The 23,929-nt window shown below is 70.9% G+C and carries 30 protein-coding genes; 18 read left to right on the top strand and 12 right to left on the bottom strand.

Features of this window, described 5'->3' with window-relative positions:
* Positions 1-4 precede the first annotated feature (4 nt).
* A complete protein-coding gene (locus tag AB0I11_RS03745) occupies positions 5-766 on the bottom strand; it encodes a DUF4396 domain-containing protein (protein ID WP_357312357.1) in 762 nt (253 codons plus the stop codon).
* A gap of 282 nt (positions 767-1,048) precedes the next feature.
* Here AB0I11_RS03745 and AB0I11_RS03740 point away from each other — a divergent pair, with 282 nt between their 5' ends.
* A complete protein-coding gene (locus AB0I11_RS03740; RefSeq protein ID WP_357312354.1) occupies positions 1,049-1,594 on the top strand; it encodes an HAD domain-containing protein in 546 nt (181 codons plus the stop codon).
* A gap of 10 nt (positions 1,595-1,604) precedes the next feature.
* Here AB0I11_RS03740 and AB0I11_RS03735 read toward each other — a convergent pair whose 3' ends face one another.
* Complete coding sequence (locus AB0I11_RS03735) at positions 1,605-2,684, bottom strand: GlxA family transcriptional regulator (RefSeq protein WP_357312346.1); 1,080 nt, start codon at positions 2,682-2,684, stop codon at positions 1,605-1,607.
* Between the two features lie 220 nt (positions 2,685-2,904).
* Between AB0I11_RS03735 and AB0I11_RS03730 the strand changes: the two genes are divergently transcribed.
* On the top strand, positions 2,905-3,543 hold the full coding sequence (locus AB0I11_RS03730) for an HD domain-containing protein (protein ID WP_357312341.1): 639 nt from the start codon (positions 2,905-2,907) through the stop codon (positions 3,541-3,543).
* A 51-nt stretch (positions 3,544-3,594) separates the two neighbouring features.
* Positions 3,595-4,533, top strand: coding sequence for an NADP-dependent oxidoreductase (locus AB0I11_RS03725; protein WP_357312338.1), 939 nt, complete (start codon positions 3,595-3,597; stop codon positions 4,531-4,533).
* A 101-nt stretch (positions 4,534-4,634) separates the two neighbouring features.
* Here the strand turns inward: AB0I11_RS03725 and AB0I11_RS03720 are convergent, their stop codons facing one another.
* The gene (locus AB0I11_RS03720; protein ID WP_357312333.1) at positions 4,635-4,868 is read right to left on the bottom strand and encodes a hypothetical protein; all 234 of its coding nucleotides are present in this window, start codon (positions 4,866-4,868) and stop codon (positions 4,635-4,637) included.
* A 24-nt stretch (positions 4,869-4,892) separates the two neighbouring features.
* Between AB0I11_RS03720 and AB0I11_RS03715 the strand changes: the two genes are divergently transcribed.
* From AB0I11_RS03715 to AB0I11_RS03690, 6 genes are all read left to right on the top strand, one after another.
* Positions 4,893-5,915 (top strand): beta-propeller fold lactonase family protein, encoded by a 1,023-nt coding sequence (locus AB0I11_RS03715; protein ID WP_357312331.1) that lies wholly within the window; start codon positions 4,893-4,895, stop codon positions 5,913-5,915.
* A 581-nt stretch (positions 5,916-6,496) separates the two neighbouring features.
* Positions 6,497-7,810, top strand: coding sequence for a glycine betaine/L-proline ABC transporter ATP-binding protein (locus AB0I11_RS03710; protein WP_357312327.1), 1,314 nt, complete (start codon positions 6,497-6,499; stop codon positions 7,808-7,810).
* Positions 7,807-8,700, top strand: coding sequence for an ABC transporter permease subunit (locus AB0I11_RS03705; RefSeq protein ID WP_357312324.1), 894 nt, complete (start codon positions 7,807-7,809; stop codon positions 8,698-8,700). The genes AB0I11_RS03710 and AB0I11_RS03705 overlap by 4 nt, the downstream gene beginning before the upstream one ends.
* A gap of 77 nt (positions 8,701-8,777) precedes the next feature.
* Positions 8,778-9,662 (top strand): glycine betaine ABC transporter substrate-binding protein, encoded by an 885-nt coding sequence (locus tag AB0I11_RS03700; RefSeq protein WP_357312320.1) that lies wholly within the window; start codon positions 8,778-8,780, stop codon positions 9,660-9,662.
* Between the two features lie 150 nt (positions 9,663-9,812).
* Positions 9,813-10,367, top strand: coding sequence for a hypothetical protein (locus AB0I11_RS03695; RefSeq protein ID WP_357312315.1), 555 nt, complete (start codon positions 9,813-9,815; stop codon positions 10,365-10,367).
* A 136-nt stretch (positions 10,368-10,503) separates the two neighbouring features.
* Positions 10,504-11,058, top strand: coding sequence for a DUF3592 domain-containing protein (locus AB0I11_RS03690; protein WP_357313463.1), 555 nt, complete (start codon positions 10,504-10,506; stop codon positions 11,056-11,058).
* A gap of 219 nt (positions 11,059-11,277) precedes the next feature.
* On the opposite strand, the gene AB0I11_RS03685 is transcribed toward AB0I11_RS03690, so the two are convergent.
* The 7 genes from AB0I11_RS03685 to AB0I11_RS03655 form a co-directional block, all read right to left on the bottom strand.
* A complete protein-coding gene (locus AB0I11_RS03685) occupies positions 11,278-12,543 on the bottom strand; it encodes an MFS transporter (RefSeq protein WP_357312312.1) in 1,266 nt (421 codons plus the stop codon).
* Entirely contained in the window at positions 12,543-13,958 is a 1,416-nt protein-coding gene (locus tag AB0I11_RS03680) for an FAD-dependent oxidoreductase (RefSeq protein ID WP_357312309.1), read from the bottom strand. Before AB0I11_RS03680 ends, AB0I11_RS03685 begins: the two co-directional genes overlap by 1 nt.
* A 75-nt stretch (positions 13,959-14,033) precedes the next feature.
* Positions 14,034-14,531 carry an N-acetyltransferase family protein gene (locus AB0I11_RS03675; RefSeq protein WP_357312304.1) on the bottom strand — a complete coding sequence of 166 codons (498 nt, stop codon included), beginning with the start codon at positions 14,529-14,531 and terminating at the stop codon, positions 14,034-14,036.
* Positions 14,531-14,860 (bottom strand): metalloregulator ArsR/SmtB family transcription factor, encoded by a 330-nt coding sequence (locus AB0I11_RS03670; protein WP_357313460.1) that lies wholly within the window; start codon positions 14,858-14,860, stop codon positions 14,531-14,533. The genes AB0I11_RS03675 and AB0I11_RS03670 overlap by 1 nt, the downstream gene beginning before the upstream one ends.
* A gap of 8 nt (positions 14,861-14,868) precedes the next feature.
* Positions 14,869-16,086, bottom strand: a complete 1,218-nt coding sequence (locus tag AB0I11_RS03665; RefSeq protein ID WP_357312300.1) for a M28 family peptidase — start codon at positions 16,084-16,086, stop codon at positions 14,869-14,871.
* Between the two features lie 23 nt (positions 16,087-16,109).
* Positions 16,110-16,358 (bottom strand): hypothetical protein, encoded by a 249-nt coding sequence (locus AB0I11_RS03660; protein ID WP_357312296.1) that lies wholly within the window; start codon positions 16,356-16,358, stop codon positions 16,110-16,112.
* A gap of 14 nt (positions 16,359-16,372) precedes the next feature.
* The gene (locus AB0I11_RS03655) at positions 16,373-16,522 is read right to left on the bottom strand and encodes a hypothetical protein (protein WP_357312292.1); all 150 of its coding nucleotides are present in this window, start codon (positions 16,520-16,522) and stop codon (positions 16,373-16,375) included.
* 88 nt (positions 16,523-16,610) lie between these two features.
* Between AB0I11_RS03655 and AB0I11_RS03650 the strand changes: the two genes are divergently transcribed.
* Positions 16,611-16,994, top strand: coding sequence for a metalloregulator ArsR/SmtB family transcription factor (locus AB0I11_RS03650; protein ID WP_357312288.1), 384 nt, complete (start codon positions 16,611-16,613; stop codon positions 16,992-16,994).
* A 13-nt stretch (positions 16,995-17,007) separates the two neighbouring features.
* Here the strand turns inward: AB0I11_RS03650 and AB0I11_RS03645 are convergent, their stop codons facing one another.
* On the bottom strand, positions 17,008-18,153 hold the full coding sequence (locus AB0I11_RS03645) for an NAD(P)/FAD-dependent oxidoreductase (protein WP_357312282.1): 1,146 nt from the start codon (positions 18,151-18,153) through the stop codon (positions 17,008-17,010).
* 62 nt (positions 18,154-18,215) lie between these two features.
* Here AB0I11_RS03645 and AB0I11_RS03640 point away from each other — a divergent pair, with 62 nt between their 5' ends.
* The 4 genes from AB0I11_RS03640 (at position 18,216) to AB0I11_RS03625 (ending at position 20,669) form a co-directional block, all read left to right on the top strand.
* Positions 18,216-18,548 carry a metalloregulator ArsR/SmtB family transcription factor gene (locus AB0I11_RS03640; RefSeq protein WP_357312278.1) on the top strand — a complete coding sequence of 111 codons (333 nt, stop codon included), beginning with the start codon at positions 18,216-18,218 and terminating at the stop codon, positions 18,546-18,548.
* A 150-nt stretch (positions 18,549-18,698) separates the two neighbouring features.
* Positions 18,699-19,385: a helix-turn-helix domain-containing protein gene (locus AB0I11_RS03635; RefSeq protein WP_357312271.1), complete on the top strand. Its 687-nt coding sequence runs from the start codon at positions 18,699-18,701 to the stop codon at positions 19,383-19,385.
* Between the two features lie 100 nt (positions 19,386-19,485).
* The gene (locus AB0I11_RS03630) at positions 19,486-20,265 is read left to right on the top strand and encodes an MIP/aquaporin family protein (protein ID WP_357312265.1); all 780 of its coding nucleotides are present in this window, start codon (positions 19,486-19,488) and stop codon (positions 20,263-20,265) included.
* Positions 20,262-20,669: an arsenate reductase ArsC gene (locus tag AB0I11_RS03625; protein ID WP_357312259.1), complete on the top strand. Its 408-nt coding sequence runs from the start codon at positions 20,262-20,264 to the stop codon at positions 20,667-20,669. The genes AB0I11_RS03630 and AB0I11_RS03625 overlap by 4 nt, the downstream gene beginning before the upstream one ends.
* Positions 20,670-20,775: 106 nt before the next feature.
* Here the strand turns inward: AB0I11_RS03625 and AB0I11_RS03620 are convergent, their stop codons facing one another.
* Positions 20,776-21,813 carry an ArsO family NAD(P)H-dependent flavin-containing monooxygenase gene (locus AB0I11_RS03620; protein WP_357312254.1) on the bottom strand — a complete coding sequence of 346 codons (1,038 nt, stop codon included), beginning with the start codon at positions 21,811-21,813 and terminating at the stop codon, positions 20,776-20,778.
* A gap of 11 nt (positions 21,814-21,824) precedes the next feature.
* Here AB0I11_RS03620 and AB0I11_RS03615 point away from each other — a divergent pair, with 11 nt between their 5' ends.
* The 4 genes from AB0I11_RS03615 (at position 21,825) to AB0I11_RS03600 (ending at position 23,780) form a co-directional block, all read left to right on the top strand.
* Positions 21,825-21,950: a hypothetical protein gene (locus tag AB0I11_RS03615; RefSeq protein ID WP_357312246.1), complete on the top strand. Its 126-nt coding sequence runs from the start codon at positions 21,825-21,827 to the stop codon at positions 21,948-21,950.
* 44 nt (positions 21,951-21,994) lie between these two features.
* Positions 21,995-22,726 (top strand): sulfite exporter TauE/SafE family protein, encoded by a 732-nt coding sequence (locus AB0I11_RS03610; RefSeq protein ID WP_357312243.1) that lies wholly within the window; start codon positions 21,995-21,997, stop codon positions 22,724-22,726.
* A 251-nt stretch (positions 22,727-22,977) separates the two neighbouring features.
* Positions 22,978-23,334 (top strand): hypothetical protein, encoded by a 357-nt coding sequence (locus AB0I11_RS03605; RefSeq protein WP_357312239.1) that lies wholly within the window; start codon positions 22,978-22,980, stop codon positions 23,332-23,334.
* Positions 23,331-23,780, top strand: a complete 450-nt coding sequence (locus AB0I11_RS03600) for a MerR family transcriptional regulator (RefSeq protein ID WP_357312234.1) — start codon at positions 23,331-23,333, stop codon at positions 23,778-23,780. Before AB0I11_RS03605 ends, AB0I11_RS03600 begins: the two co-directional genes overlap by 4 nt.
* Positions 23,781-23,929: the final 149 nt, after the last annotated feature.

Genomic DNA, 23,929 nt, shown 5'->3' with positions numbered 1-23,929 from the left:
GCTCCTACTGCGGCGTGCCCAGCAACTCCGATTTGATGCCGCGGCGGATCAGCCACATGGTTGGCGGCCACGCGGCGAAGAAGCCGATGATCAACCCGACCTGGATAACGAGCCAGAACACCGGACTACCCGGCCGCAGGGCTTCATGGAAAACCAGAAAATGCATTATCGCCAGCCAACCCAACAGGGCAATCTCGAAGACGGACACGGTCAGCAGGTCTGCCCTGAAAAATCTCCGCATCGCGGCCCACACTCTTCGACTGTTCCCAGGAGCCTCGGCAAAGTACCGAAATGCGATGCCTATGGCAACTGCGCCTACATAGTCGCCGACGACCTCGGGCCACACCGTGCTGCCGAATATCTCGAGGCCAACGCCGTAGGTGACAGGCGTGGCAATGATGACACCCAGGGTGCAGTGCGTCGCACAATGATAGGTCTGGATTATCGTAGGCGCGTGCCGCGACGCCCTCGGTGCGTTGCCGTGCCGGTCCAGCCACCGAGAAGACTGCGGCCTGCCCCACCTTCGGTAGCTCAGGACAGCAGCCGGGCCAAGGTAGAGGGCGGTTGCCGGCCAGACTAACTCCATGACCTTGACCGGCTGACGATATCCAAGAACAAATTGGTCACCAACGACAATGGCGGTGCTGATCAACCCCACAAAGAGCGAAGCCCACGCAAGCACAACAAGCCATGCCGGTTGCACAATAATCTCCGTTCGCTCCACCGCACCCAGTGCGATGGCGGCGGATGCGACGAACTCCGCCACCAGGCGCCGACATCGATACCGTCTCGATCATGAACACATCGGGCGCTGCGACATCGCTCAGCCCGCCCTGGGTCTGAACAATGCACCCGATGACGAGCAATGCTTCCCCGGGTCACCGGCCAGCAATGAGAATGCCCAATACCTCTCCTCGTCGGGTGAGACCAAGCGGCCCACGGTCGCGCCGGGGGAAGCGCGAAGCCTCAGTCGAGCAGGGCCCGACAGTGTGTTCAAAGAGTCACCACCCGTGCGGTAACGCGGGCCCGCGATCGCTAGGGTGCGACGGTGACCGCTGGTGCCGAGCGTCCCTTGCTCTTCCTCGACGTGGATGGACCACTTATCCCGATTGGTGGGGTGCCGCCGACGGGCTCCGACGGGCGTGCGGTCAGTGCCGAAGCCACAAACGCATGGGACGAGACGTCCAACCCGCTCCTGTCGAGGCTCAATCCCATGCACGGCGACCGGCTCGGCACGCTGGGGTGCGAGTTGGTCTGGGCCACCACTTGGATGGCCGATGCGAACGAGGAGGTAGCTCCGCGGATCGGCCTGCCGGAGCTACCGGTCGTCGACTGGCCGGAGGGCGACGAGGAGCCCTCGACCCGGCGGCTGCACTGGAAGACCAGGGCCCTGGTCGCCTGGGCGGCCGGACGATCCTTCGTGTGGATCGACGACGAGATCAGCGAGGCTGACCGGGCCTGGGTTGCCGCCAACCATCCCGGACGGGCACTTCTCCACCGCGTTGACCCACGCGTAGGCCTTTCCGATCCAGACTTCGTCGCCATCGAGCGATGGCTCGCCACGTGGTGCTACCAGCGCGGACAGGCCACGTGATGGCGGCGTACTAACCAGCGCCGGTGCGGCGCGTCGTGCTGAACCGGCGCTGGTAGGCGGCGGGGCTGATCGACAGCTTCCGGGCGAAGACCCGGCGCAAGCTCTCGTAGCTGGGGAACCCGGCGAGGGTCGCGGCCTGCGTCGCGCTGTGCCCCTGGTCGAGCAGCGCCCTGGCCATGTCGAACCGGATGTTCTCGACGTAGCGGGCCGGTGTCGTGGACAGTTCGTCGTGGAAGAGCCGGGTGAGGTGCCGGGTGCTCACGTTGAGGTGTTTGGCGAGTTCACCGAGCGAGTGGTCCCCGCGCGGGTTCGCCGTCACCAGGTCGGTGATCGTGCGGAGAGCCGGCGACCGGGGCGGCGGCCCCTGCAGCGGTGCCGAGAACTGGGACTGGCCGCCCGCACGCTGCATGTACACCACGAGGGCGCGGGCGACGTCGCGCGCCACGTCCGGCCCGTGATCCTCCTCCTCGACGAGGGCGAGCGCCAGATCGATCCCGGCCGTGACCCCTGCCGACGTGTACGTCGTGCCGTCCCGGACGTAGATCGCGTCGGGCTCGACGCGGGACGTCGGATACCGGGCGGCCAACTCGTGCGTGACCTTCCAGTGCGTGGTCGCGCGCTTGCCGTCGAGGAGGCCGGCGGCGGCGAGGACGAAGGCCCCGGTGCAGATCGACGCGACCCGACCGGCCGCCGTCGCCGGTGTCCGTACGGCGTCCGCCAGGTCGGCGGGGACCTGGGCGCGCGGAAACCGGTCGGACCCGGCCACCAGCAACGTGTCGACGGCCGGCGCCCGCGAGAGGGCGCCGTCGGCCGCCACCCGGACGCCGAGATTCGTCGTGACGTCCGCACCGGTCGGCGAGAGCAACACGATGCGGTAGTCGGCGCCGAACCGGTTCGCCTCCTTGAACACCTCCGCGGGACCGGCGACGTCCAGCAACGTCACCCCGTCGTAGACGAGGATTCCGACCCGGTGGGTGCCGGCGGTCACCGCCGCGGCCCTTTCGGAGCCGGATCCGCGTCGGGGCAGCCGGAAGCCGGCGGCACCGACCGCCGGCGGGCCGGCGCAGCGGGAGGCTCGGACACCGCTCATTGGTAGCACGCCGCCGGAGGCGGCGGCGGGCACTTCGTGGTCAAGATCGCTCACGGTACGACGTTCCGGCGACCGAGCGCTCCCTGATCTTGGGCCGATCGCGCCCTGTCCGGATATGAGGGATTCCTGGCTCGACGAAGGCGGCGCCGTACGACGATCGGTGGGCAGCATGGAGACCGGAGACAGCGAACGCGAACAGTTCCGGGGAAGGTCAGAGATCATGCCAGAGGTCATCGCGGGGTTGGAGATTCCGGAGACGGCGGCCGTCGCCGAGGCGACCAGGCGCATCCAGGAGACGACCAGCCCGCTCATCTACCACCATTCCCGGCGGGTCTTCCTCTTCGGCCTGATCCACGCACAGCGGCTCGGCGTGAAACCGGACCCGGAGTTGCTCTACCTGGCGGCCATGTTCCACGACACCGGTCTCCTGACGCCCTTCTCCGACGTCGAGCAGCGCTTCGAAGTCGACGGGGCCGACCACGCGCGCACGTTCCTCCTGGACCGGGGTTTCCCGGCGGCCGCCGTGGAGACCGTCTGGACGGCGATCGCGCTGCACACCACGCCGGGCATCCCCGACCGGATGGCCCCGGAGATCGCGACCACGTACCTCGGTGTCCTGACCGACGTGCTCGGCCTCGGCCTGGCCGAACTGGACCGCGATCAGCTGGACGAGATCCTCGGCGCCCACCCGCGAGGCGACTTCAAGAACGAGTTTCTGCGGACCTACGTCGAAGGGCTAAAGAACCGGCCCGAGACCACGAACGGCACCGTGAACGCCGACGTGCTCGAACACTTCATCCCCGGCTTCCGCCGGGTGACGACGGTCGAACGCATGCTCGGTTCGCCCTGGCCGAGCTGACCGGACCCACGACCACCCCGAACCGACGAACGCCCTGGAGAGGATTCGAGCATGCGAGCGATCACCGTACGCGACCGTGAGGCGGGTACCGGCGGACTCACCCTGACCGACATGCCCTACCCGCACGCCGCCGAGAACGACGTCATCGTGCGCGTACACGCCGCCGGCTTCACCCCCGGCGAGCTCGACTGGCCGGCGACCTGGACCGATCGCGCCGGTCGCGACCGGACGCCCAGCATCCCCGGGCACGAGCTGTCCGGAGTGGTCGTCGAACTCGGCTACGGGACCACCGGCCTCACCGTCGGCCAGCGGGTGTTCGGACTGACCGACTGGGCCCGCGACGGATCCCTGGCCGAATACACCGCGGTGGAGGCCCGCAATCTCGCTCCCCTCGCGGCCGACATCGACCACACCGTGGCCGCCGCGTTGCCCATCTCCGGACTGACCGCGTGGCAGGGACTGTTCGACCACGGCCACCTCACGACCGGCCAGACCGTCCTCATCCACGGCGCCGCGGGCGGTGTCGGCTCGCTCGCCGTCCAGCTCGCGCGGGAGGCGGGCGCCCGCGTGATCGGCACCGGCCGGGCCGGCGACCGGGACGTCGCGCTCGACCTCGGCGCGCACACCTTCCTCGACCTGGACGCCGACGAGCTGCGGCACGCCGGCGAGGTGGACCTGGTGCTCGACGTCATCGGCGGCGACATCCTCGCGCGAACGACCGAACTGGTACGGCCGGGCGGCACCGTCGTCACCATCGCCGCGCCGCCCACCGTGCAGCCGACGGGCGGGCGAGCCGTCTTCTTCGTCGTCGAGCCTGATCGCGTCCGGCTGGCCGACCTCGCCCAGCGGGTACGGACCGGACGGCTCAAGCCCATCGTCGGCGCGGTGCGCCCGCTGTCGGAGGCGACGTCCGCGTTCACCCGCGACCGCCGCACGCCCGGCAAGACGATCATCCAGGCCGCGGACGAGCAGGGTACGCCGCAGTCGTGATCAGCACGGGCACCGGCGGCCCGCGCACCGGCCCGGCGATCGCGGCGGCTGGACCGGGGCCGACCTGGTCGGACCCCTCGTTCCCCGATTCTCCCTAAACATCATCCTTTCGGGCAATACACCTCATCGGCCCGATACAGGCCCTTAGCCTCGAAAAGGAGCAGGATTCGTGTTTCCCATCTTTTCGAACAGAAGGGCCCATCATGAGACGGAGAATGACCGTTGCCGCGGTTCTCCTCGCCGGTCTGGCCGGTGTCGGAACGCTCCCAGCGCTTGCTCTCGCCGACGGCGGAGGCCCGGAATACCGGCACGACGATGGTGGTGGTCCGGGCCACCAGGAGGACGGTGACGACGCGGCCGTGTTTGTGCAGACGAACAAGGCCGAGGGCAACACGATCAAGGTCTACGAACGTGACGAGGACGGTCGGCTCGCCCCGGCGGGCGAGTACGAGACGGGTGGCCTGGGCGGGTTCACGGTGGGCGCGCCGGGCGACGCGCTGGCCTCGCAGGGGTCGCTGAGATACCACGACGGGCTGCTGTTCGCGGTGAACGCCGGCGACAACACGGTGACGGTCTTCCGGGTCGACGGCACCAAGCTCCACCGGCTGCAGGTGATCTGGTCGCACGGCCTGTCGCCGGTCAGCGTCGACGTACGCGACGACTTGGTCTACGTCCTCAACGCCGGCGGTGCCGGCTCGGTGCAGGGATTCCACCTGCACAAGGGACGCTTGTCGCCGATCGAGGGCGCACACCGGTCGCTCGGACTGCACAACGGCAACCCGCCCGGTTTCATGACCGCCCCCGCCCAGGTCGAGATCGACCCCGACGGCGACTTCGTGCTGGTCAGCACCAAGGGCGCCAACGTCATGTTCAGCTATGAGATCGGCCGCGACGGCGAACTGTCCCGACACCCGGTGATCAGCGACGCGGGCAACACCCCGTTCGGGTTCACCTTCGACACCGAGGACACGCTGCTGGTCACCGAGGCCGGCAGCAACGAGGTAAGCCGATTCGAGCTGGAGGACGACGGCCTGCTCGACCAGATCGGACCGTCGGTGCCCAACGGCCAGCAGGCGCCGTGCTGGATCCAGCGTGTCGGCGACTACTTCTTCGTCGCCAACGCCGGAAGCTCCACCATCAGCTCCTACAAGGTCGACGAGGACGGGAACCTGATTCTCGTCAGCGCCGTCGCCGCCGACACCGGCGGTGGCTCGATCGACATGACCGCCAGCGACGGCTTCCTCTACGTCCAGAACGCCGCCGCCGGCAACGTGCAGGGCTACCACGTCGGCCCGGACGGCTCCCTCGAACTCGTCACCGAGGTGACCGGGCTGCCGCAGTTCGAGAACGGCATCGGGATGGAAGGCATCGCCGCCTCCTGACCCACGTCCACCGCTGGTCCCGGTCGGTGACACGGCCGGGACCAGCGCTTGTGTCTGATACCGCTACCGAGTTCCCTCGGCACCGCCCCCCCGGCTCACGGAAGTGACGGACGACGTATTCGACGCCGGCCGGCTGGCGCCTTTCGGGAGTCGGCCGTCCCCGGTTGCGTCGGCCGTCCCGATTGCGGAACCGCGCCGCCGACGGGCGGGAGAGCCGGCGAATATGACAGTCCCATGACGGTAAATCACAAACTCATGACATTTCTCAATCAGCATTGTCATATTCGGGCGCGAACGGCGGCAGCGGACCTGAGCGCCGCCGGCGCCCGCGTCGGACCGCACGAAAACCCCCATATGACGACAAACCAACCAGGGTACCTGGGTACCGGCGCGTCCGCAGTGCGTACGGACGACCGAATTTGACCCCGGCATCGCGTCGCGCCTTGTGGTCATATCCACAATCTCCGTAGTCCCGGCTGGCATTTCCCGGATGACGTCGGTAGGTTTCCGTGCCAGCCCTTGTGGCCACCTGAATTTGACCGATGTCGATATCGACGGACGAGACGCGAAGATTGCCACCGATGGCGCGATCCGCCAGCGGTTGTCATCGGAGAGGGGCGACCGTGCCCGCACTCACAGTGAAGTCGCTCTACAAAATCTTCGGCAGTCGGGCTGACGAGGCGATGAGGCGGCTCGCCAGCGGTGCCCCGCGAGCCGAGGCGACGGCGGGCCTGTCGGCCACGGCCGCCGTGATCGACGCGAACTTCGAGGTGCGCGCCGGCGAGGTCTTCGTCGTGATGGGCCTCTCCGGCTCCGGCAAGTCCACCCTCATCCGGATGCTCAACGGCCTGGAGCGCCCCACCCGGGGCAGCGTGCAGGTCGACGGGGTGGAACTCACCACGCTCAAGCCCGCCGCGCTGCGCAAGCTGCGGCGGGAGAAGATCAGCATGGTCTTCCAGCACTTCGCGCTCATGCCACACCGGACGGTGCTGGAAAATGCCGGGTACGCCCTCGAGGTCGCCGGCCTGCCCAAGGCCGAACGGCGCGCGCGTGCCCTCGACGCCCTGCGCATGGTGGGCCTGGAGGAGTGGGCGGACAAGCTTCCCCACGACCTCTCCGGCGGCATGCGACAGCGGGTCGGGCTGGCCCGCGCCCTCGCGGCCGACACCGACATCGTGCTGATGGACGAGGCGTTCTCGGCGCTGGACCCGCTCATCCGCCGGGAGATCCAGGACCAGCTCCTGGAACTTCAGGGCGAGCTCGGCAAGACCATCATCTTCATCACCCACGACCTGAACGAGGCCATGCGGCTCGGCGACCGGATCGCGATGATGCGGGACGGCCGGATCGTCCAGATCGGCACCGCCGAGGAGATCCTCACCGACCCGGCCAACGACTACGTGGCGCAGTTCGTCGCCGACGTCGACCGGACCCGGATCCTGACCGCCTCGTCGGTGATGGAGAAGCCGCACCACGTGTTGGACGTCAACGCCGGTCCCCGGGTGGCCGCCCGCGCCCTGCGGGAGAGCCAGACCTCGGTGGTCTACGTGACCGGGCCGATGAAGCAGTTCCTCGGCACGGTCACCGAGGACGAGGTGCTGCGGGCACTGCGCGAGGGCCGGACCAGCCTCGACGGGTACGTCTCGACCGAGCAGGCACGCACGGTCACCGCCGACACGGCGGTCGCCGACCTGTTCGCCGACTGCGCGGAGAGTCAGCACCCGCTGGCCGTCCTGGACGACCGGGGCCGGCTGGTCGGGGTGATCCCCCGGATCACCCTGCTCAGCGCCCTGGCCAGCGCCACCCCGAACGACGTGTCCGCGACGGACGAGCCGGCTGACCAGCCGGCGCCGGCCGACGTCGAGCTGGTCAGCACGAAGGGAGAATCGGCATGACTGACACCTCGTCGCCACTCGACGCCGGGTTGCCCCGGGTGCCGCTGGGCACCTGGGTGGAGTCCGCCGTGGACTGGGCCACCGGGGCCCTCGACCCGGTCTTCGACGGGATCGCGGCCGTGGTCCAAGCCCTGGTCCAACCGCTCGACGACCTGCTCAACGGCGTACCGGCGGTGGTGGTCGTCCTGGTCCTGGCCGCGCTCGGCTGGTGGCTGCGCGGCTGGAAGTTCGGCCTCGGCAGCGCGGTCGGCCTCGGCCTGGTGGCCGGGATGCCGTACTGGGAGGAGACCATGAGCACCCTCGCGCAGGTGCTCGTGGCCAGCGTGCTCGCGCTGCTGCTGGCGATCCCGCTGGGCATCCTCGTCGCCGAGAACCGGCGGGCGTCCGCCCTGGCCCGGCCGGTACTGGACCTCATGCAGACCATGCCGGCTTTCGTCTACCTGATCCCGGCGATCTTCTTCTTCGGCATCGGCACCGTGCCCGGCGTGCTGGCCACGCTGGTGTTCAGCATGCCGCCCGGGGTACGCCTCACCGAACTCGGCCTGCGCCAGGTCGACAAGGAGATCGTCCAGGCGGCCGAGTCGTTCGGCGCGCCACCGTGGATGGTGCTGCTCCGGACCAAGCTGCCGCTGGCGCTGCCGACCATCATGACCGGGGTCAACCAGGTCATCATGCTGGCCCTGTCCATGGTGGTCATCGCCGGCATGGTCGGCGCCGGCGGTCTCGGCGACGTGATCATGTACGCGCTCTCCCAGGTCGAGGTGGGCAGCGGGTTCGAGGGCGGGATCGCCGTCGTGGTTCTCGCCGTGGTGCTCGACCGGCTCACCGACTCCGTGGGCGAACGGTTCCCCTCCGCGCGGGCGCAGCGCCTCGCGCGGCAGGCCGCCTGACCGTCGCCCTCCGCGCCGGCATTCCTGTTCCCGCGTACGCGGGCCTGCCGGCGGCTCCGAAAAAGGAAGGAAACCGCATGTTCACCACCATGAAGCGCGTCCTGGTGCTCGCGCTGACCGCCACCCTGGCGCTCGGCGCGGCCGCCTGCGGCGCGGAGTCGGACGACGCCTCCGGCGACAGCAAGAAGATCACCATTGGCTACATGGCCTGGGACGAGGCCATCGCCGCGTCCCACCTGTGGCAGCACATTCTCGAGGAGAAGGGCTACCAGGTCCAGCTCAAGAACCTGGAGGCCGGCCTGGTCTACGGCGGCATGGCCAACGGCGACATCGACCTCTTCCTGGACGGTTGGCTGCCCCAGACCCACGCCTCCTACCTGGAGAAGTACGGCGACAAGCTGGAGAAGCTCGGCGTCTGGTACGACGACGCCAGCCTGAGCATCGCCGTGCCGAAGTACGTCGAGGGCGTCGACTCGCTCGAGGACCTGGCCGCCAGGGCCGGCGACTTCGGCGGGCAGATCATCGGCATCGAGCCGGGCGCCGGCCTCACCAAGGCCACCCAGGAAAAGGTGCTGCCCGGCTACGGCCTGGACGGCGCCATGAAGCTGAAGACCTCCTCCACCCCGGCCATGCTGGCCGCGCTCGACGGGGCGATCGCCGACAAGAAGCCGATCGTGGTCACCCTCTGGCACCCCCACTGGGCGTACGCCAAGTACGAGCTGAAGGACCTGGCCGATCCGAAGGGCACTCTCGGCGCCGCCGAGCAGATCAACACCCTCGCCCGGCAGGGCTTCGGCAAGGACTTCCCCGAGGTGACGAAGATGCTGCAGCAGTTCAAGATGAACGGCGAGCAGCTCGCGTCCCTGGAGGACCTGATGTTCAACACGCACAAGGGTGACGAGAAGAAGGCCGTCGAGGAGTGGCTGAAGGCCAACGCCGACTATCTGAAGACGCTCGCCTGAGCCAACCCAACGACCCGGGGACTCGCCGCTGCCGGCGGGTCCCCGGTCGCGTCCGTACACCGCCGCGGGCGGTCCTGCCAACCCTGCGAGCTCATGCGGGCGGCGCACCGGCCCGCGCTGACCTGGCCGACGACTCGTACCCTCATGACCATGAAAATGCGACCGCCGCTGCCGGTGGCGATACTCGGCGCGTCGATTGCGATGCTGCTGGCGGTGGTCGGGTGCGTCGCGGCCGGATTCGTGCTCGTCGGCGACGATCCGGCGGAGACGCGCACGTGCCAGGAGTCCGTGCATGCCGCAGAGGCAAAGGTCCGCACCGTCCGCTGGGACCCTCCGGAGGACTTGCCGGGCCTCGGCGATTACCCGGAAATCCACTGGCAGCTGCGGGCCTCCGGCAACCCGTGTTCCAGGATGCCCGGCCCCACCGACTGGGCGTACCAGGGTGTCGTCAAGCTGCGCCCGGAGGACGCGCGGACCCTGGCGAAGCGGTACGACTTCGTGCCGTACGAATCTGTCGATCTGGAGGCACTTCCCCACGACAGCAGCCCCGCGGACGTGTGGCCCGCCCTGACGCCGTTCCTGCCCAGCAGGCCGCGGTGGCTGCACAGCAGGTCGTACAACGAAACAGACCCATCGACACGGTGGCGGGTCGCGTTCCTCGACGTCGAGCACCAGGCACTCGTTTTCATGCTCAACGATCACTAGGGCCGCGGCGATGACCTGCTGGCCGGTCGCGGGCCGCCTCTGGGGGTTGAGGTACGCCGGGGGCGGGACTCCTTCATATTGACGATCGCCTGACGACGGCCGGGTTGCGTCTTCGCCGGATGATGATCGCGTGATCATGCTGCGGCGCTCGTCGGCCTGGGTGGCCCTCGGCCGCGTGTTGCTGGTGGTGGCGGGCGGCGCGCTGCTGTGGCTGCCGTTCCATACCCAGTACGCGCTCGACGACTGGAAGACCGAACTGCGAGGCACCGGTGTACCGGCGCGAGCGGTTGTCTACGACCAGGTGACGAAGTCCGGCGGCAACCGGACCAGTCCGTCGACCACCATGTATTTCCGGTACGAGCTGGCCGGCCGGACGCACGAGCAGGAGGTCGGCTGCGTCGAGGTGTGCCGATCGATCGGCGAGGAGGTGTCGATCTGGGTGAACCCCGCCGATCCGAGCGATTTCGTCACCGACTTCGACCAGCTCAGCGGGCACCGGGGCCGCATTCAGGGCGGGCTGGGCGTCGCCGGGTTCGCGACCCTGGTCGTGGCGGTTCCCCTGCTGCTGTCCCACATCCCGTTCCGGCGCCGGCTTCCGCCGCGTAAGCCGCGGCGCCGGTCTGGTGCGCCCGGCCACGGAAGCGCCGCGTTCACGATCCGCACCAAGCACAAGCGGAGCGGTCGAACCTGAGCAGTCCACGGATGGGCTCTGCGGGCTCGCCGACCAAGGCGTGTTTCGTCAGTCAGGCCGGCGGCACCGGGGGCACGGAGTTCTGCGCGGTGGCTTCGTAGCGCACGGCGAGTTCGCCGAAGCGGGTGGCGACCGCTGAGTCGGCGCCGGCCTCGGGCACGGGGTCTGCCCGCTCGCCATGTGCAGGTGCTTGAGCCTGGTCCGGCCCTCACACGGCCCTTAGACGCGGTCGGGCGGACCGGTTGCGGTGCTCGTCCTCGTCGCTCCTGCCCTTCCCACGGCCCACATGCCGACGGCGGCGAGAAGACACGCAGTGGTCACCGCGACCAGCAGGACGTGGTACCCGCCATGCGACAAGAGCGCGGCGGCGAGCAGGGGCGCGGCGGCTTTGGCCGCGGTAACCGGTGCGGTGAGGCGTCCGGCGATGGTGGCGTAGGCGGTGGTGCCGTAGCGATCGGCGAGGAGTGCGGGGGTGGCGAGGCTGGCGATGCCGAAGCCGAGCCCGAATCCGGTGACGGCGACCACGGCACCCACCCTGCTGCCCGCGGTGAGGGGCATGGCGAGGACGGCGGCGGCCTGGATGGCGAACACCGCGGCGACGATGGTGGTGACCGGGAGCCGGCGGCGGGCGCCGGTGAGAACGAGCCTGCCGGTGACGGACAGGACGCCGAGCAGGCCGGCTGCGGTGGCGGCGAAGGTGGCCGGGTGGCCGCGGCTGATGAGGTAACCGACGAGATGAACGCCGATGGTGCTGGTGGCGGCGCCGTGGGCGATGAGGGCGGCGGCGAGGATCCAGAATTGGGGGTCTCGCGTCGCGGCGCGCACCGCGCCGCGACGCGAGGTCTGGTCCGGTCGCGTCGCGGGGATGGGTGCTCGGACACGCGGCGGTTTACGGATGGTGAGTGCGTGCAGCGGCACGGTCACGACGCCGTGGATGGCGGCGAGCGTGAGCAGCGCGCCGCGCCAGCCGAACTGCGCGACCAGCAGGCCGGTGAGCGGCATGAAGATGGTGCTGGCGAACCCGGCGACGACGGTGACCGCGAGCAGCGCGGTGGGCCGTCGGTCAGGGGTGAACCAGGAGACGATGACGGCGAAGGCGGGTTCGTAGAGGACCATCGCGCCGGTTATCCCGATGCCGATCATGACGGCGTACAACTGCCAGATGGCCTGGATTTGAGACCAGGCGATCAGGAGTGCGGTGGCGGCGATCGACCCGGTGGTCATGAGGGCGCGTCCGCCGTGCCGGTCGAGCCACCGGCCGACGGGGATGGCCATCAGCGCGCCGGCGAGGACGCTGGCGGTCAGCGCCCCGGTGACCGCCGTGGTGGAGGCGTCGAGGCTGGCGGCCATCGGGCTGAGCAGGACGGCGTAGGCGTAGTAGAGGGTGCCGTAGCCGACGGTCGAGGTGATGGCAAGGGCAGCGACGATGCGCCATCCGTGGCGCCCGCCGACCGTCGTGTCGGCGGGCGCCATCGTGGTGGTCATCAGCTGGCGCAGCAGCCGCCGGTCTGGCCGCTGGTCGGGGTGTCGAGGCTGATGAGGTTCAGCGGCGTGGACAGCAGGCCACCGGAGATGCCGGTGGCGAGCCCCTTGCCGGCCGGCTGGGCTGCCGGGGTGGGGCCGCAGCAGCTGTCGGTGCCGGTGGAGTCGGCGGGGTTGCTGTTGCAGACACCGGTTTCGGGCAGGTCGAGCTGGACGTCCCGGGCCGCCTGCCAGTCGCCGGCGAGGGCGGCGATGACGGAGCGGACCTGCTCGTAGCCGGTGGCCATGAGGAAGGTCGGCGCGCGGCCGTAGCTCTTCATGCCGACGGCGTAGTAGCCGGCCTCGGGGTGGGCGAGTTCGTCGACGCCGTGCGGGGGCACCGTGCCGCAGGAGTGCTCGTTCGGGTCGATCAGCGGGGCGAGCGCGCGCGTGGCGCCCATGACGGGGTCGAGGTCGAGGCGCAGCTCGGCGGCGATGGAGTGGTCGGGGCGGAAGCCGGTGGCGGCGACGATCCGGTCCACCACGACCTGCTCGTCACCGCCGTCGGCGTGCCGCACGACCACCGCGACGCGGCCCGCTGCCGGGGTGAGTGCGTGCACGGAGAAGCCGGTGAGCAGCCGGATCCGGCCGGCGTCGACGTGTTCGCGCAGCCGGGAGCCGAGCGCGCCGCGGGCGGGCAGGGCGTCGGCGTCGCCGCCGCCGTAGGTGCGGGCGGGGCTGGCCGAGCGGATCGCCCAGGTCACCTCCGTGCCCGGCTCCGCGGCCGCCAGCTCGGCCAGGGAGAGCAGCGTGTTGGCCGCGGAATGGCCGGCGCCGACGACGAGGGTGTGCCGGCCGGCGAAGCGGTCCCGGTCGGCGCCGAGCACGTCGGGCAGGGCGTGCTCCAGGAACGCGGTCACGTTCTCCTCGCCCCGCGCGGGCAGGCCGGAGGCGCCGAGGACGTTGGGCGTGCCCCAGGTGCCGGAGGCGTCGATGACGGCGCGGGCCAGCAGTTCGTCCCCGTCGGTGAGGCGGATCAGGAACGGTGTCTGGTCGCGGCCGGCGGTGCGCAGCCGGTCCAGGCCGAGCCGGCTGATGGCCGCCACCCGCGCGCCGTAGCGCAGGTGGGGCTTGAGCTGCGGCAGCTCCGCGAAGGGCTGGAGGTAGTCGGTGACCAGTTCCGCGCCGGTGGGCAGGGCGTCCTCGGCCGGGGCGACCCAGCCGGCGTCGTCGAGCAGGCGGCGGGCGGCCGGGTCGACGTTGTACCGCCACGGGGAGAACACCCGCACGTGCCCCCACTGCCGCACCGCCGCGCCGGCGTGGTCATCGGCCTCCAGGACAAGGAAGGGCAGGCCACGCTCGTGCAGGTGGGCGGCGGCGGCCAGACCCACCGGGCCCGCGCCGATCACCACGACGGGCAGCTCGTTCGGGACTGTCATCGGAGAACTCCTCTATGTTGAAAATTGTCGAATCAAGAACGTGCGGTTGGGTTGGGGCGGCGGAGCCGATGAGGTTCAGGTGATGACGGGGCTGCGCCGCTCGATCAGGACGACATCGCGCCACCGGCCGTGATGCCGGCCGACCCGCTCGCGGGTGCCGATGACGCGAAAACCGGCCCGCTGGTGCAGAGCGAGGCTGGCGATGTTCTCCGGAAAGACTCCGGACTGGATGGTCCAGATGCCGGCGGCCTCGGTGGCGGCGATCAGCGCGTCCAGCAGCAGCCGAGCCACGCCACGCCCCTGGGCGGCGGGGTCGACGTAGATCGAGTGCTCGACCACGCCGGCGTAGACCGCCCGGCTCGATGTCGGCGACACCGCCACCCATCCGACAACTGCGTGGTCCGCGTCGACGGCCACCAGGCGGTGCTCAGTCAGCTTGGCCTGGTCAAATGCAGTCCAGGTCGGTGCGGTGGTCTCGAAGCTGGCGTTGCCGCCGTCGAGGCCGGCCTGGTAGATGGCGAGGACACGATCGGCGTCGTCCGAGGTCATCGGGCGGACGGTGATGTCGGCCATCAGCAGGCTCCGATCAGGTTGGGGGCCGGGCGGCCCATGACGACGTCGGCAGCCGACGGGAAGCAGCCGACGCAGGCGTCGTTGATCCGGTAGTGGCGGGCGGTGCCGACCGGCTCGACGAGCACGAACCGCACCTCGGTGAGGATCTTCAGGTGTTGGGAGACGGTGGACTGGGCGAGCCCGACGGCGGCGACGATCTCGCCCACGCTCATCGGGCGGGCATGCCGGGCCAGGTACTCCACGATCTGCACCCGGGTCGGGTCCGCCAGGGCCCGGAACCACGAGGCGTACGTCTGCGCGGTCGCCCGGTCGAGGAGGTCGCCCACCAGCACTCCTTCTATCGTTGATCGCCGATTGGCGATGAAAGTGTAGCGGGTGCGGTGGCGGCGAGGTGGGCGGTGGCGACAACGAGTCGGGCGATCGCGGCCAGGGTGGCGGGGTCGACCTTGTCGGGGGTGTCGGCGGGGCTGTGATAGCCGCCCATCCCGGCACCGATCCCGACCGCGGCGAACCCGGCGCCGCCGTAGCGGCGGTTGTCCGAGGCCACCGGACCAGCCGTCAGGGATACGCCGGTGTGCCGGCCGGCCTGGTCGAGCAGCGCCAGGAGGCGGTGCGCGGGGCCGCCGGCCTCGACCGCCGCCGCCCCGTCCAGGCGACCGGCGCCGTCCACGTTGATGACCAGTGGTGCGGCGCCTTCGGCGCGGAGTTGCGTGGCGTGGTGGGCGGAGCCGAGCGCGCCGATCTCCTCGCCGTCGAGCAGTGCGACGGACAACCCGACACCCGTGGGGAGTCCTGCGGCGAGGACGCGGGCGGTTTCGAGGACCGCAGCGACGCCGGTGGCGTTGTCCGAGGCTGCGGGCAGGCGCAGCCCGGGATGGTCGCCGACGCCGTCGTAGTGGGCGGTCAACAGCAGGTCGACGCCGCCGGCACGGGGCTGCCGGACTCGGGCGTGGATGTTGGTGCCGGTGACGTCGTCGCGGCGAAGCGGCGTCGCCCCGTCCAGCCAGCCGTCGCCGGCGGTCGCGGCGGCGAGGACGGCGTGGTGGGTGTCGGGGTCGAGAGTCAGTGCCGGCAGCGGCCCGGGATCCGGGCCGGCGAGCATGGTGAACTGCCAGCCCTCGGCATCGACCGGGCGGCGGATCAACAGCCCGGCCGCGCCCTGGGTGTCGCGGTAGGCGTCGAACAGGCTCATCTCGGCGGGCACCACAAGCCACCGCCTGGCCGGGTCGTCCGTGCCGGCGACACCGAGCGCACCGCGGCGCGGGTGGGTGGTGTCGGCGGAGGCGGGGTGGATCGCGACCTGCCGGCCGAACACCAGCTCCTGGGAGCCGGTCCCGTCAGCCCAGGTGACCCTGGGCGCCTCGTACACCTGCGGCACCGCGCGAACCGGGAAGTCCTCGGTACGCACCTCCGCGCCCAGGGCGGTGAGCTGGTCGACAAGCCAGGCGCGGGCCGCCGCCCCGCCGGCCGAGCCGACGCGCCGACCCGCCAGGGGGCCCGAGGCGAGGATCGCGATGGTGGCGGCCATCCGGTCGGCGCTGACCTGATCGAGCAAGTCCGTGAGAGCAGTGCGGGTGGTCATGAGCAGCAGCCCTGCCCGGCGGCGACGGCATCGGCCTTCGCCTGGGTGCCGCAGCAGGAGTCGGCCGCCTGGGCGGCCTGGCGGGTACCGCAGCACGGGTCGCCGGCGGCGGTGGCGCCGGCCGGCGGGAGGATGCCACCGACGGCCTGGGCGGGGCTGCCGCAGCAGGCGCCGGAGCCGGTGACCTGCAGCGCGGCGGCGGGGTCGCCGGTGAAACCGCCGGTGGTCGGGGTGTTCTCGGTCATGTCGCGTCCTCTCCTCAGCGAGGGCTGATCAGCGGGTAGACGATGGTGCGGGCGCGGTCGTAGCGGCGGCCGGCCCGCTCGGCCGCGGTGGACACCCGGGCGCAGGAGTCGCAGAACCGGACACCAGCCAGCGGTGTTGACCGGCGGCGCAGAGAGCCGAACATGGTGAGCCTCATTTCCACGGGACGCTTGTCTTGACATCCGTCTAAGCAGAGACTTGCACGCTGATTAGAGAGATGTCAACCTAGAGGCATGTCGAAGCAACAGGCGTCGCTTCCCGTCGTCGATCTCAACGCCGACGCGCCGTGCTGCCCACCGCTGGCGCAGCGCCGAGTCCCGGCCGAGACGGCCGCGGTGCTCGCGCCCGCGTTCAAGGCCCTCGGCGACCCGGTACGGCTGCAGCTGATGTCCATGATCGCCTCCGCCGAGGGCGGGGAAGCCTGCGTGTGCGACCTGACCCCCGCGTTCGACCTGACCGGGCCAACGATCTCGCACCACCTCAGGACCCTGCGCGAAGCGGGCCTGGTGGACGCCGACCGGCGGGGCACCTGGGTCTACTACCGGGCCCGGCCGCAGATCCTGCGCCAGCTCGCCGCCCTGCTGTCGATCGAGGCGGCACCCGCGCACCGAGCCTGACCCCGCTCCCCCATCACCGCCGCCCGCCGCCTGCGGCTCGACCCCTCCGCAGCAGCGAGGCCGACCGCGGGTGACCGGGGTACGCGTGACGCTTCTCGTGGAGAACGCGGGTACGGCGTGCGGCGAGCGCGGCCACGACGTGCCCGGCGTCGCGTCCCACGCCGCGCAGGGTGTTCGAGGCGAAGGATCGCTGGAACTCCAGCCCCAGGTAGACCAGGCCGGGATGGGTGGCGGAGATCCCGCCGACCTGCTGCGGCAGGCCGCGGTCGAGGGTGGTCAGGGGTGCGAGGTAGTCGAGGTCCGGCCGGTAGCCGGTGGCGAAGATGACCGCGTCGACGGCTTCGTGCGTACCGTCGCTCCAGACGACGCCGTCGGGCCTGAAGCGGATGAACATGTCTCGCCGGGCAAGTTCGCCTGAGGTGATGGCGTCGCGATAGCGGCCGGCATCGAGCACGGTGGCATGCCGGACGAGCCGGGTGATCACCGCGCGCGGCAGGCGGTCGACGCCGGTGACACTCAGCCAGTGATGCAGGTCCCGGCCCCGGATGCGCTGCGGCAGGAACCGGACCGGTTCCCGGGTCGCCAGGGTCACCCGGGCATGCGCGGCGAGTTCGTAGGCGACCTGAACAGCGGAGTTGCCGGCTCCCACGATCACGACCCGCTTGCCGGCATACGCGTCGGCGCGGCGGTAGTCGGCGACGTGCCGCAGGTCCCCGCCGTACTCGCCCTGCCCGGGCAGGGTCGGCCGGTACGGGTTGCCGAAGGATCCGGTGGCGGCGACGACCCCGATCCCGGCCAACTCGTCGCCGCTGTCAGTACGGACGAGATATCCGCCGCCGGGGCGGGGGTGCACGGCGACGGCCCGGCTGCGGGTGCGAACCTCGACGTCGAGGGCGGCGGCGTAGCGGCGGAGGTAGGCGACCACCTCGTCGCGGTGGGGGTAGCGGTCCGGGTCGCCGTCGAAGGGCACGCCGGGCAGGGCGCTGTAGCGGGCGGGCGAGAAGAGCGTGAGGCTGTCGTAGTAGTCAGGCCACGAACCGACCGGTTCGGCGCCGGCGTGCAGAACGACGGGTCGCAGACCGGCGTCCCGGGCGGCGCGGGCAGCGGCGAGGCCGGACTGCCCGCCGCCAATGATGATCAGGGGATCAGCTTCAGTCACGCCACGATTATATCGTCGTTTTGTTGAATGACAATATGACTACGGCGAGGAAAGGTGTGACCATGAGCCAGACCGCCGCCGACCAGCCGACCGGGCCACAGAGCGCCGTCCCGGGCCTCGCGCCGCAGACGCAGGAGTTCCTCAAGGCCCTCGGCAGTCCCACCCGGCAGCGGATCATGATGCTGTTCGCCCGCGGCGCCGAGATGTCCGTGGGTGAGGTGGCCGAGCGGGTCGGCGTCAGCCAGGCCACGGCGTCGCAGCAGTTGACCCTGCTGCGACGCGGCGGCGTGGTCACCTCGCGCCGGGACGGCAAGACGGTGTTCTACCGGGCCGACCGCGACGGCGCCCTCGCCGCCCTGGCCGACCTGCAGTCCTACCTGGCGACCTGCTGCTGACCAACTCGCAACGGTGGCAGCACTTCGCGCGAGCCCGCGGGCGCGGGAGCACGGCGAGGTGGAGGTGCAGCTGCCGGGAATCGCCGCGCCGACGCGGCCACCGGCAGCATCGGCTTGACGATCGAGCATTACTCAGCAACAGTTGAGTCAATGGACGCTGAGCTTACTTCCCTGGTTGAGCGGGCGCGGATCCACGCCGCGCTCGGCGATCCGGCGCGCCTGGCGATCGTGGACGCGCTCACCGTGGGCGACGCCTCCCCCGGGGAGATCGCCCACACCCTCGACCTGCCGACCAACCTGGTCGCCCACCACGTCAAGGTCCTCACCGACGCCGGCCTGGTCACCAAGGGCCGCTCTGAGGGAGATCGGCGCCGCACCTACCTGCGGCTGCTCCCGGAGGCGCTTGCCGCCCTCGCCACCCCCCGCCTGACCGGCGTCGGGCGGGTGGTGTTCGTGTGCACCCACAACTCGGCCCGCTCCCAGCTGGCCGCCGCGCTGTGGAAGCGGCGCACCAACAGCGCTGTCGCCTCCGCCGGCACCAAGCCGGCGCCACGGGTGCATCCCCGCGCGGTGGCCGTGGCTCACCGCCACCACCTCGACCTCGACCCGACCGGCACCGCCCACGTCACCGACGTCGTCCGCGCCGATGACCTGGTCGTCGCCGTGTGCGACAACGCCCACGAGGAACTGACCGGCGCGGCCCGGCCCCGCCTGCACTGGTCGGTGCCCGACCCGGTCCGCGTGGACACCGACGAGGCGTTCGAAGCCGCCTACGCCGACCTCGCCGACCGGGTCGACCGGCTCGCCCCCGCCGTCCTGCCCGGAGGTCCCCGATGACCGACACCAACGCCCACCCCCACCAGGAGACCACCCTCGACCAGCAGCTCAACCCGCACACCGCCGCGACCCGCCTCAGATCATGGGAGAGAACGAACTGATGACCATCGCACTTCGGCGGCGCCTGCTGGCCGAGTTCCTCGGCACCGCCCTGCTGGTCACCGCCGTGGTCGGCTCCGGCATCATGGCCACCACCCTCTCCCCCGGCGATGTCGGACTCCAACTGCTGGAGAACTCCACCGCCACCGCCTTCGCCCTCGGCGCGCTGATCCTGATCTTCGGATCGGTCTCTGGCGCCCACTTCAACCCTGTCGTGTCGGTTGCTGACTGGTTCCTCGGCCGACGTGCCGGCACCGGCCTCACCGGCCGCGACCTGGGCGGCTACCTCGTGGCACAGGTGTTGGGCGGGATCGCCGGGTCGGTGCTGGCGAACCTGATGTTCGACCTGGCCGCCGTCGACTTCTCCGGCAAGGACCGCGCCGCGGGCCACCTGTGGCTGGGTGAAGTTGTGGCCACGGCCGGGCTGATCCTGCTGATCTTCGCTCTCGCCCGCTCCGGCCGGGCCCCCGTCGCACCAGCCGCGGTCGGCGCGTACATCGGCGCGGCGTACTGGTTCACCTCGTCGACCTCGTTCGCCAACCCGGCGGTCACCATCGGCCGCGCGTTCACCGACACCTTCGCCGGCATCGCGCCCGCATCCGTGCCCGGGTTCGTCCTGGCCCAGATCGTCGGCCTCGCCGTCGGTGTCGGCCTGCTCGCCGCCCTCTATCCCGACGCGGGCGCCGCCGCCGACCAGGTCGTCGTCCCCACCGACGAGGACCTCAACGACGTGCCGGTCAACCCGCCCCGCAACTCGTACCGCATGGAAGGCACCTCATGAGCGACAAGCCCAGCGTCCTGTTCGTCTGCGTCCACAACGCCGGCCGTTCCCAGATGGCCGCCGGCTGGCTGCGCCACCTCGCCGGCGACACCGTCGAGGTCCGCTCCGCCGGCAGCGCACCCGCCGACCAGATCAACCCCGCCGCCGTCGAGGCCATGCGCGAGGTGGGCATCGACATCACCGACCAGACCCCGAAGCTCCTGGAGTACGAGACGGCGGAGTCCTCCGACGTCATTGTCACCATGGGCTGCGGCGACGCCTGCCCCGCCTTCCCCGGCAAGCGCTACGAGGACTGGCAGCTCGAAGACCCCGCCGGCAAGGGCGTCGACGCCGTCCGCCCGATCCGCGACGAGATCCGCGCCCGGGTGGAAAAGCTGCTCGCCGAGCTACGCCCGACCGCCTGACACCGCCCTCGTTGCCGCCCGCCGGGCCACCCACCCGGCGGGCGGCTCATCGCTGAGCAGGAGCCCTTTCATCCGGAGGTCCGGCCGGGCCGGCCGGACCCCCGGCCTACGGCTGTCCGCGCAGGCGGGAGACGATGTCGGCGACCGTCGCTTTCGCGGTACGGCCAGCACCCACCAGCGTGGCTGACGCCGGCCCCGTCCAATCGCCGTAGCCGAGCAGGTAGAGGCGCGCCTCGTCCACCGACCGGGTGCCCTCGGCGGCCACCTCCCCATGCCGCCATCCGGGCAGCAGTGCCGCGAGGTGAGTGAGGTTGGGCCGGAAACCCGTACACCAGATGACGACGTGGCAGGGCTGCTCGGCGCCGTCCGCCCACCGCACGCCGCGCTCGGTGAGCCGCACGAACATCGGACGGGGCCGCAGGACCCCACGATCCCGCGCGTCGCGGACGCTGGGCACCATCACGATGTCCCCAAGGTCGCTGACACCGCCACCGGCACCACCGGCGGCCTTGCGGGTGGCCACACCGAACAGCACCCGACCGTCGACGTCGTCCGGCATGAACCGCGCCGGACGCAGGGTGACCCAGGTGGCCGCGGCGACCCGGGACACCTCGGCCAGGATCTGCGCCGCCGAGTTACCTCCCCCGACGACCACGACCCGCTGCCCCCGGAACTCCTCCGGAGAGGTGTAGTCCACCGTGTGCAGCTGCCGACCGGCGAACTCCCCGCGGCCCGGGACGTCGGGCACGTACGGGCACTCCCACGTCCCGGTGGCGGAGATGACGTACCGGGCCGACCAGCTCCCGGCATCGGTCTCCACCGCCAGGCGCTCCCCGGCCGGCCGCACCTCGCGTACCCGGACCGGCCGGCGCACCCGCAGGTCGTACCGCTGCTCGTAGGCCCGTAGATAGTCCACGACGTGCCCGGCGGTCGGGAAGTCCTCGCCCTCCTGCCGCGGCATCCCCCACCCCGGCAGCGGGCTGTACTCCGCCGGCGAGAACAACCGCAACGAGTCCCAGCCGTGCCGCCACGCGCCACCCGGCCGCGGCTGGGCATCGAGGATGACGTGGTCCAGGCCGGCGCGGCGCAGGTAATAGCCCGCCGCCAGGGCCCGCCTGCCTGGTCGGGCGAGCCGTGCGGGCACGCCACGACCCGGTGTTTTCGTGGGGAACCTTCGCCGTCAACGTCGTCGGCTTCTTGGCCAATGTCGCCGCCAGCACCGCCGCCGGAGCCGGCGCGGCCTTCCTCGGCGTCATACTCGCCGAAGCGATCTGGCAGTGACACGACCGAATGCCGGATGCCGAACGAGTCTGAGGGAAAACGGCATGACTTCCGACCTGGCACCAACCCTCGGCGTGGCATCAGCGGCCGCGTTCTGCCTGGCGTGGCTGTCCGCCGTGGCGGGCTTCGGAGGCGGGGTGCTGCTTCTACCCGTGTTCACCGCGTTGTTCGGCCTCCGCGCGGCCGTACCCGTGCTCACTCTCACCCAACTGTCCAGCAACGGCAGCCGCGTCTGGCTGAATCGGCACGACCTCCGATGGCCGATCATCGGGCGCTTCGCTCTCGGCGCGGTCCCGTCGGCGCTCGCCGGCGGCCTGCTGCTCGCCGCCGCACCGCTGGCTCCGCTCAAGCGCCTCCTGGGCGTGTTCCTCCTCGTTGTGGTCGCCTGGCGGCGGCTCAACCCTCACCCACGCACACCTTCACCCCGCGCGTTCGTCGGCGTCGGAGCCGCCTCCGGCCTGGGCTCCGCCCTCCTCGGCTCCGTCGGCCCGCTCACCGCGCCGTTCTTCCTCGCCTACGGCCTGGTCCGCAACGCCTACATCGGCACCGAAGCAGCCTGCGCCATGACCATGCACCTCACCAAACTCGTCGCCTACGGAGCCGGCTCCCTCCTCAACCCCAACGTTGTGCTCCTCGGCGCAGCGCTCACCCCCGCCACCCTCGCCGGAGCGTGGGCCGGCAAGCGAACCGTCAACCGGATCAGCGACCGCCTCTTCGTCGGACTCGTCGAGGCCGGCCTGGTCGTCGCCGGCCTGCTGTTCCTCCTCGGCTGGTGAACCCCTGTCCGAGCCAACCAGATGCTGACCGGAACTCGGCGTCTTCACCGGCCGGTGCCAGCGGGAACAGCGCTTGACCCCTGCTCACAAGGGGCCTCCGGCTGCCACGAGTGCGCGCTGCTCGACGATGTTCACGGTGCCGGCCGCGGCAGCTCTGTAACGCCGACGCCAGCTACGGCGGGTACAGCGAGTCCGTCGCGAGCAGCATCGGGCTTGCATTTTGTACCTGGGTACAGGCTTACCGTCGAGGCATGAGTGACAACCACATCACCACCGATGATGCCTGGGTGCCGGATTCCTGCACGCTGCCGACGGCCGAACGGCCACTGCGTGTCGCCGAGTTTGATCAGTTCTTCGCCGAGGCTGTGCGAGGTGCCGACCGGGTGTCCGCGCAACATCTACGGTTGCGGCTCGACGGCGCGGCGCAGGTGGAGGAGACGGCGCGGGATCTGACCGCGCGGGAATCGTCCTGCTGCTCGTTCTTCGCCTTCCACCTGTCCCGGTCGGGCCCCGGCTCGCTGGCGTTGGACGTTCGCGTACCGGCCGGACACGTCGATGTGCTCGACGCCCTCGCCGCCCGAGCGGCCTCCGGACGGTGCGACAGATGACCGGATCCGGCCTGCGCAGCGGCGAACTGGCCGACGCGGCGGGGGTCAATCCGCAGACCCTGCGCTACTACGAGCGCCGCGGCCTGCTCGCCGCCCCGCAGCGGTCGCCGGGCGGGCACCGGCTCTACCCGGCGGAGACGGTCACCCTGCTGCGGGTGATCAAGGCCGCGCAACGGCTCGGCTTCACCCTCAACGAGGTCGCCGACCTGCTCGACGCCAGCCGACACCGGCACGACCGGCGACCGGACACAGGCCTGCCAGCCCGGGCCAGAGACAAGCTCGCTGAGGTCGAACAGAAGTTGGCCGACCTGGCCGTCATCCGCGACACCCTGCGGGCCGCCATCAGGGCCGGCTGCGACGACCTGGTCGCCTGCGCCGGCACCGCCTGCTGCCCCCTGCCGTTCGCGGAACTCGCCGAAGGAAACGACCGTGCCGACCATCGCTGACCGGCTGCGCCGCCTGCTGCGTACTGCCGGCGCTCCTGGCCGCCGAGGTCCCCGGTGGTGCCGGTGGTCGTGTCCCCCTTCGTCGCCTGATGCAGCCCCTGGTCGTGCGTGAGCGACGACGACCGAGCCGCGAACCGGTCCCGGCGCGG

It is taken from the genome of Micromonospora sp. NPDC050495, assembly GCF_040655175.1.
Classification (GTDB): Bacteria; Actinomycetota; Actinomycetes; order Mycobacteriales; family Micromonosporaceae; genus Micromonospora.
Note: the sequence above shows the minus strand (reverse complement) of the source record. Positions and strands in the feature narration are given on the sequence as shown.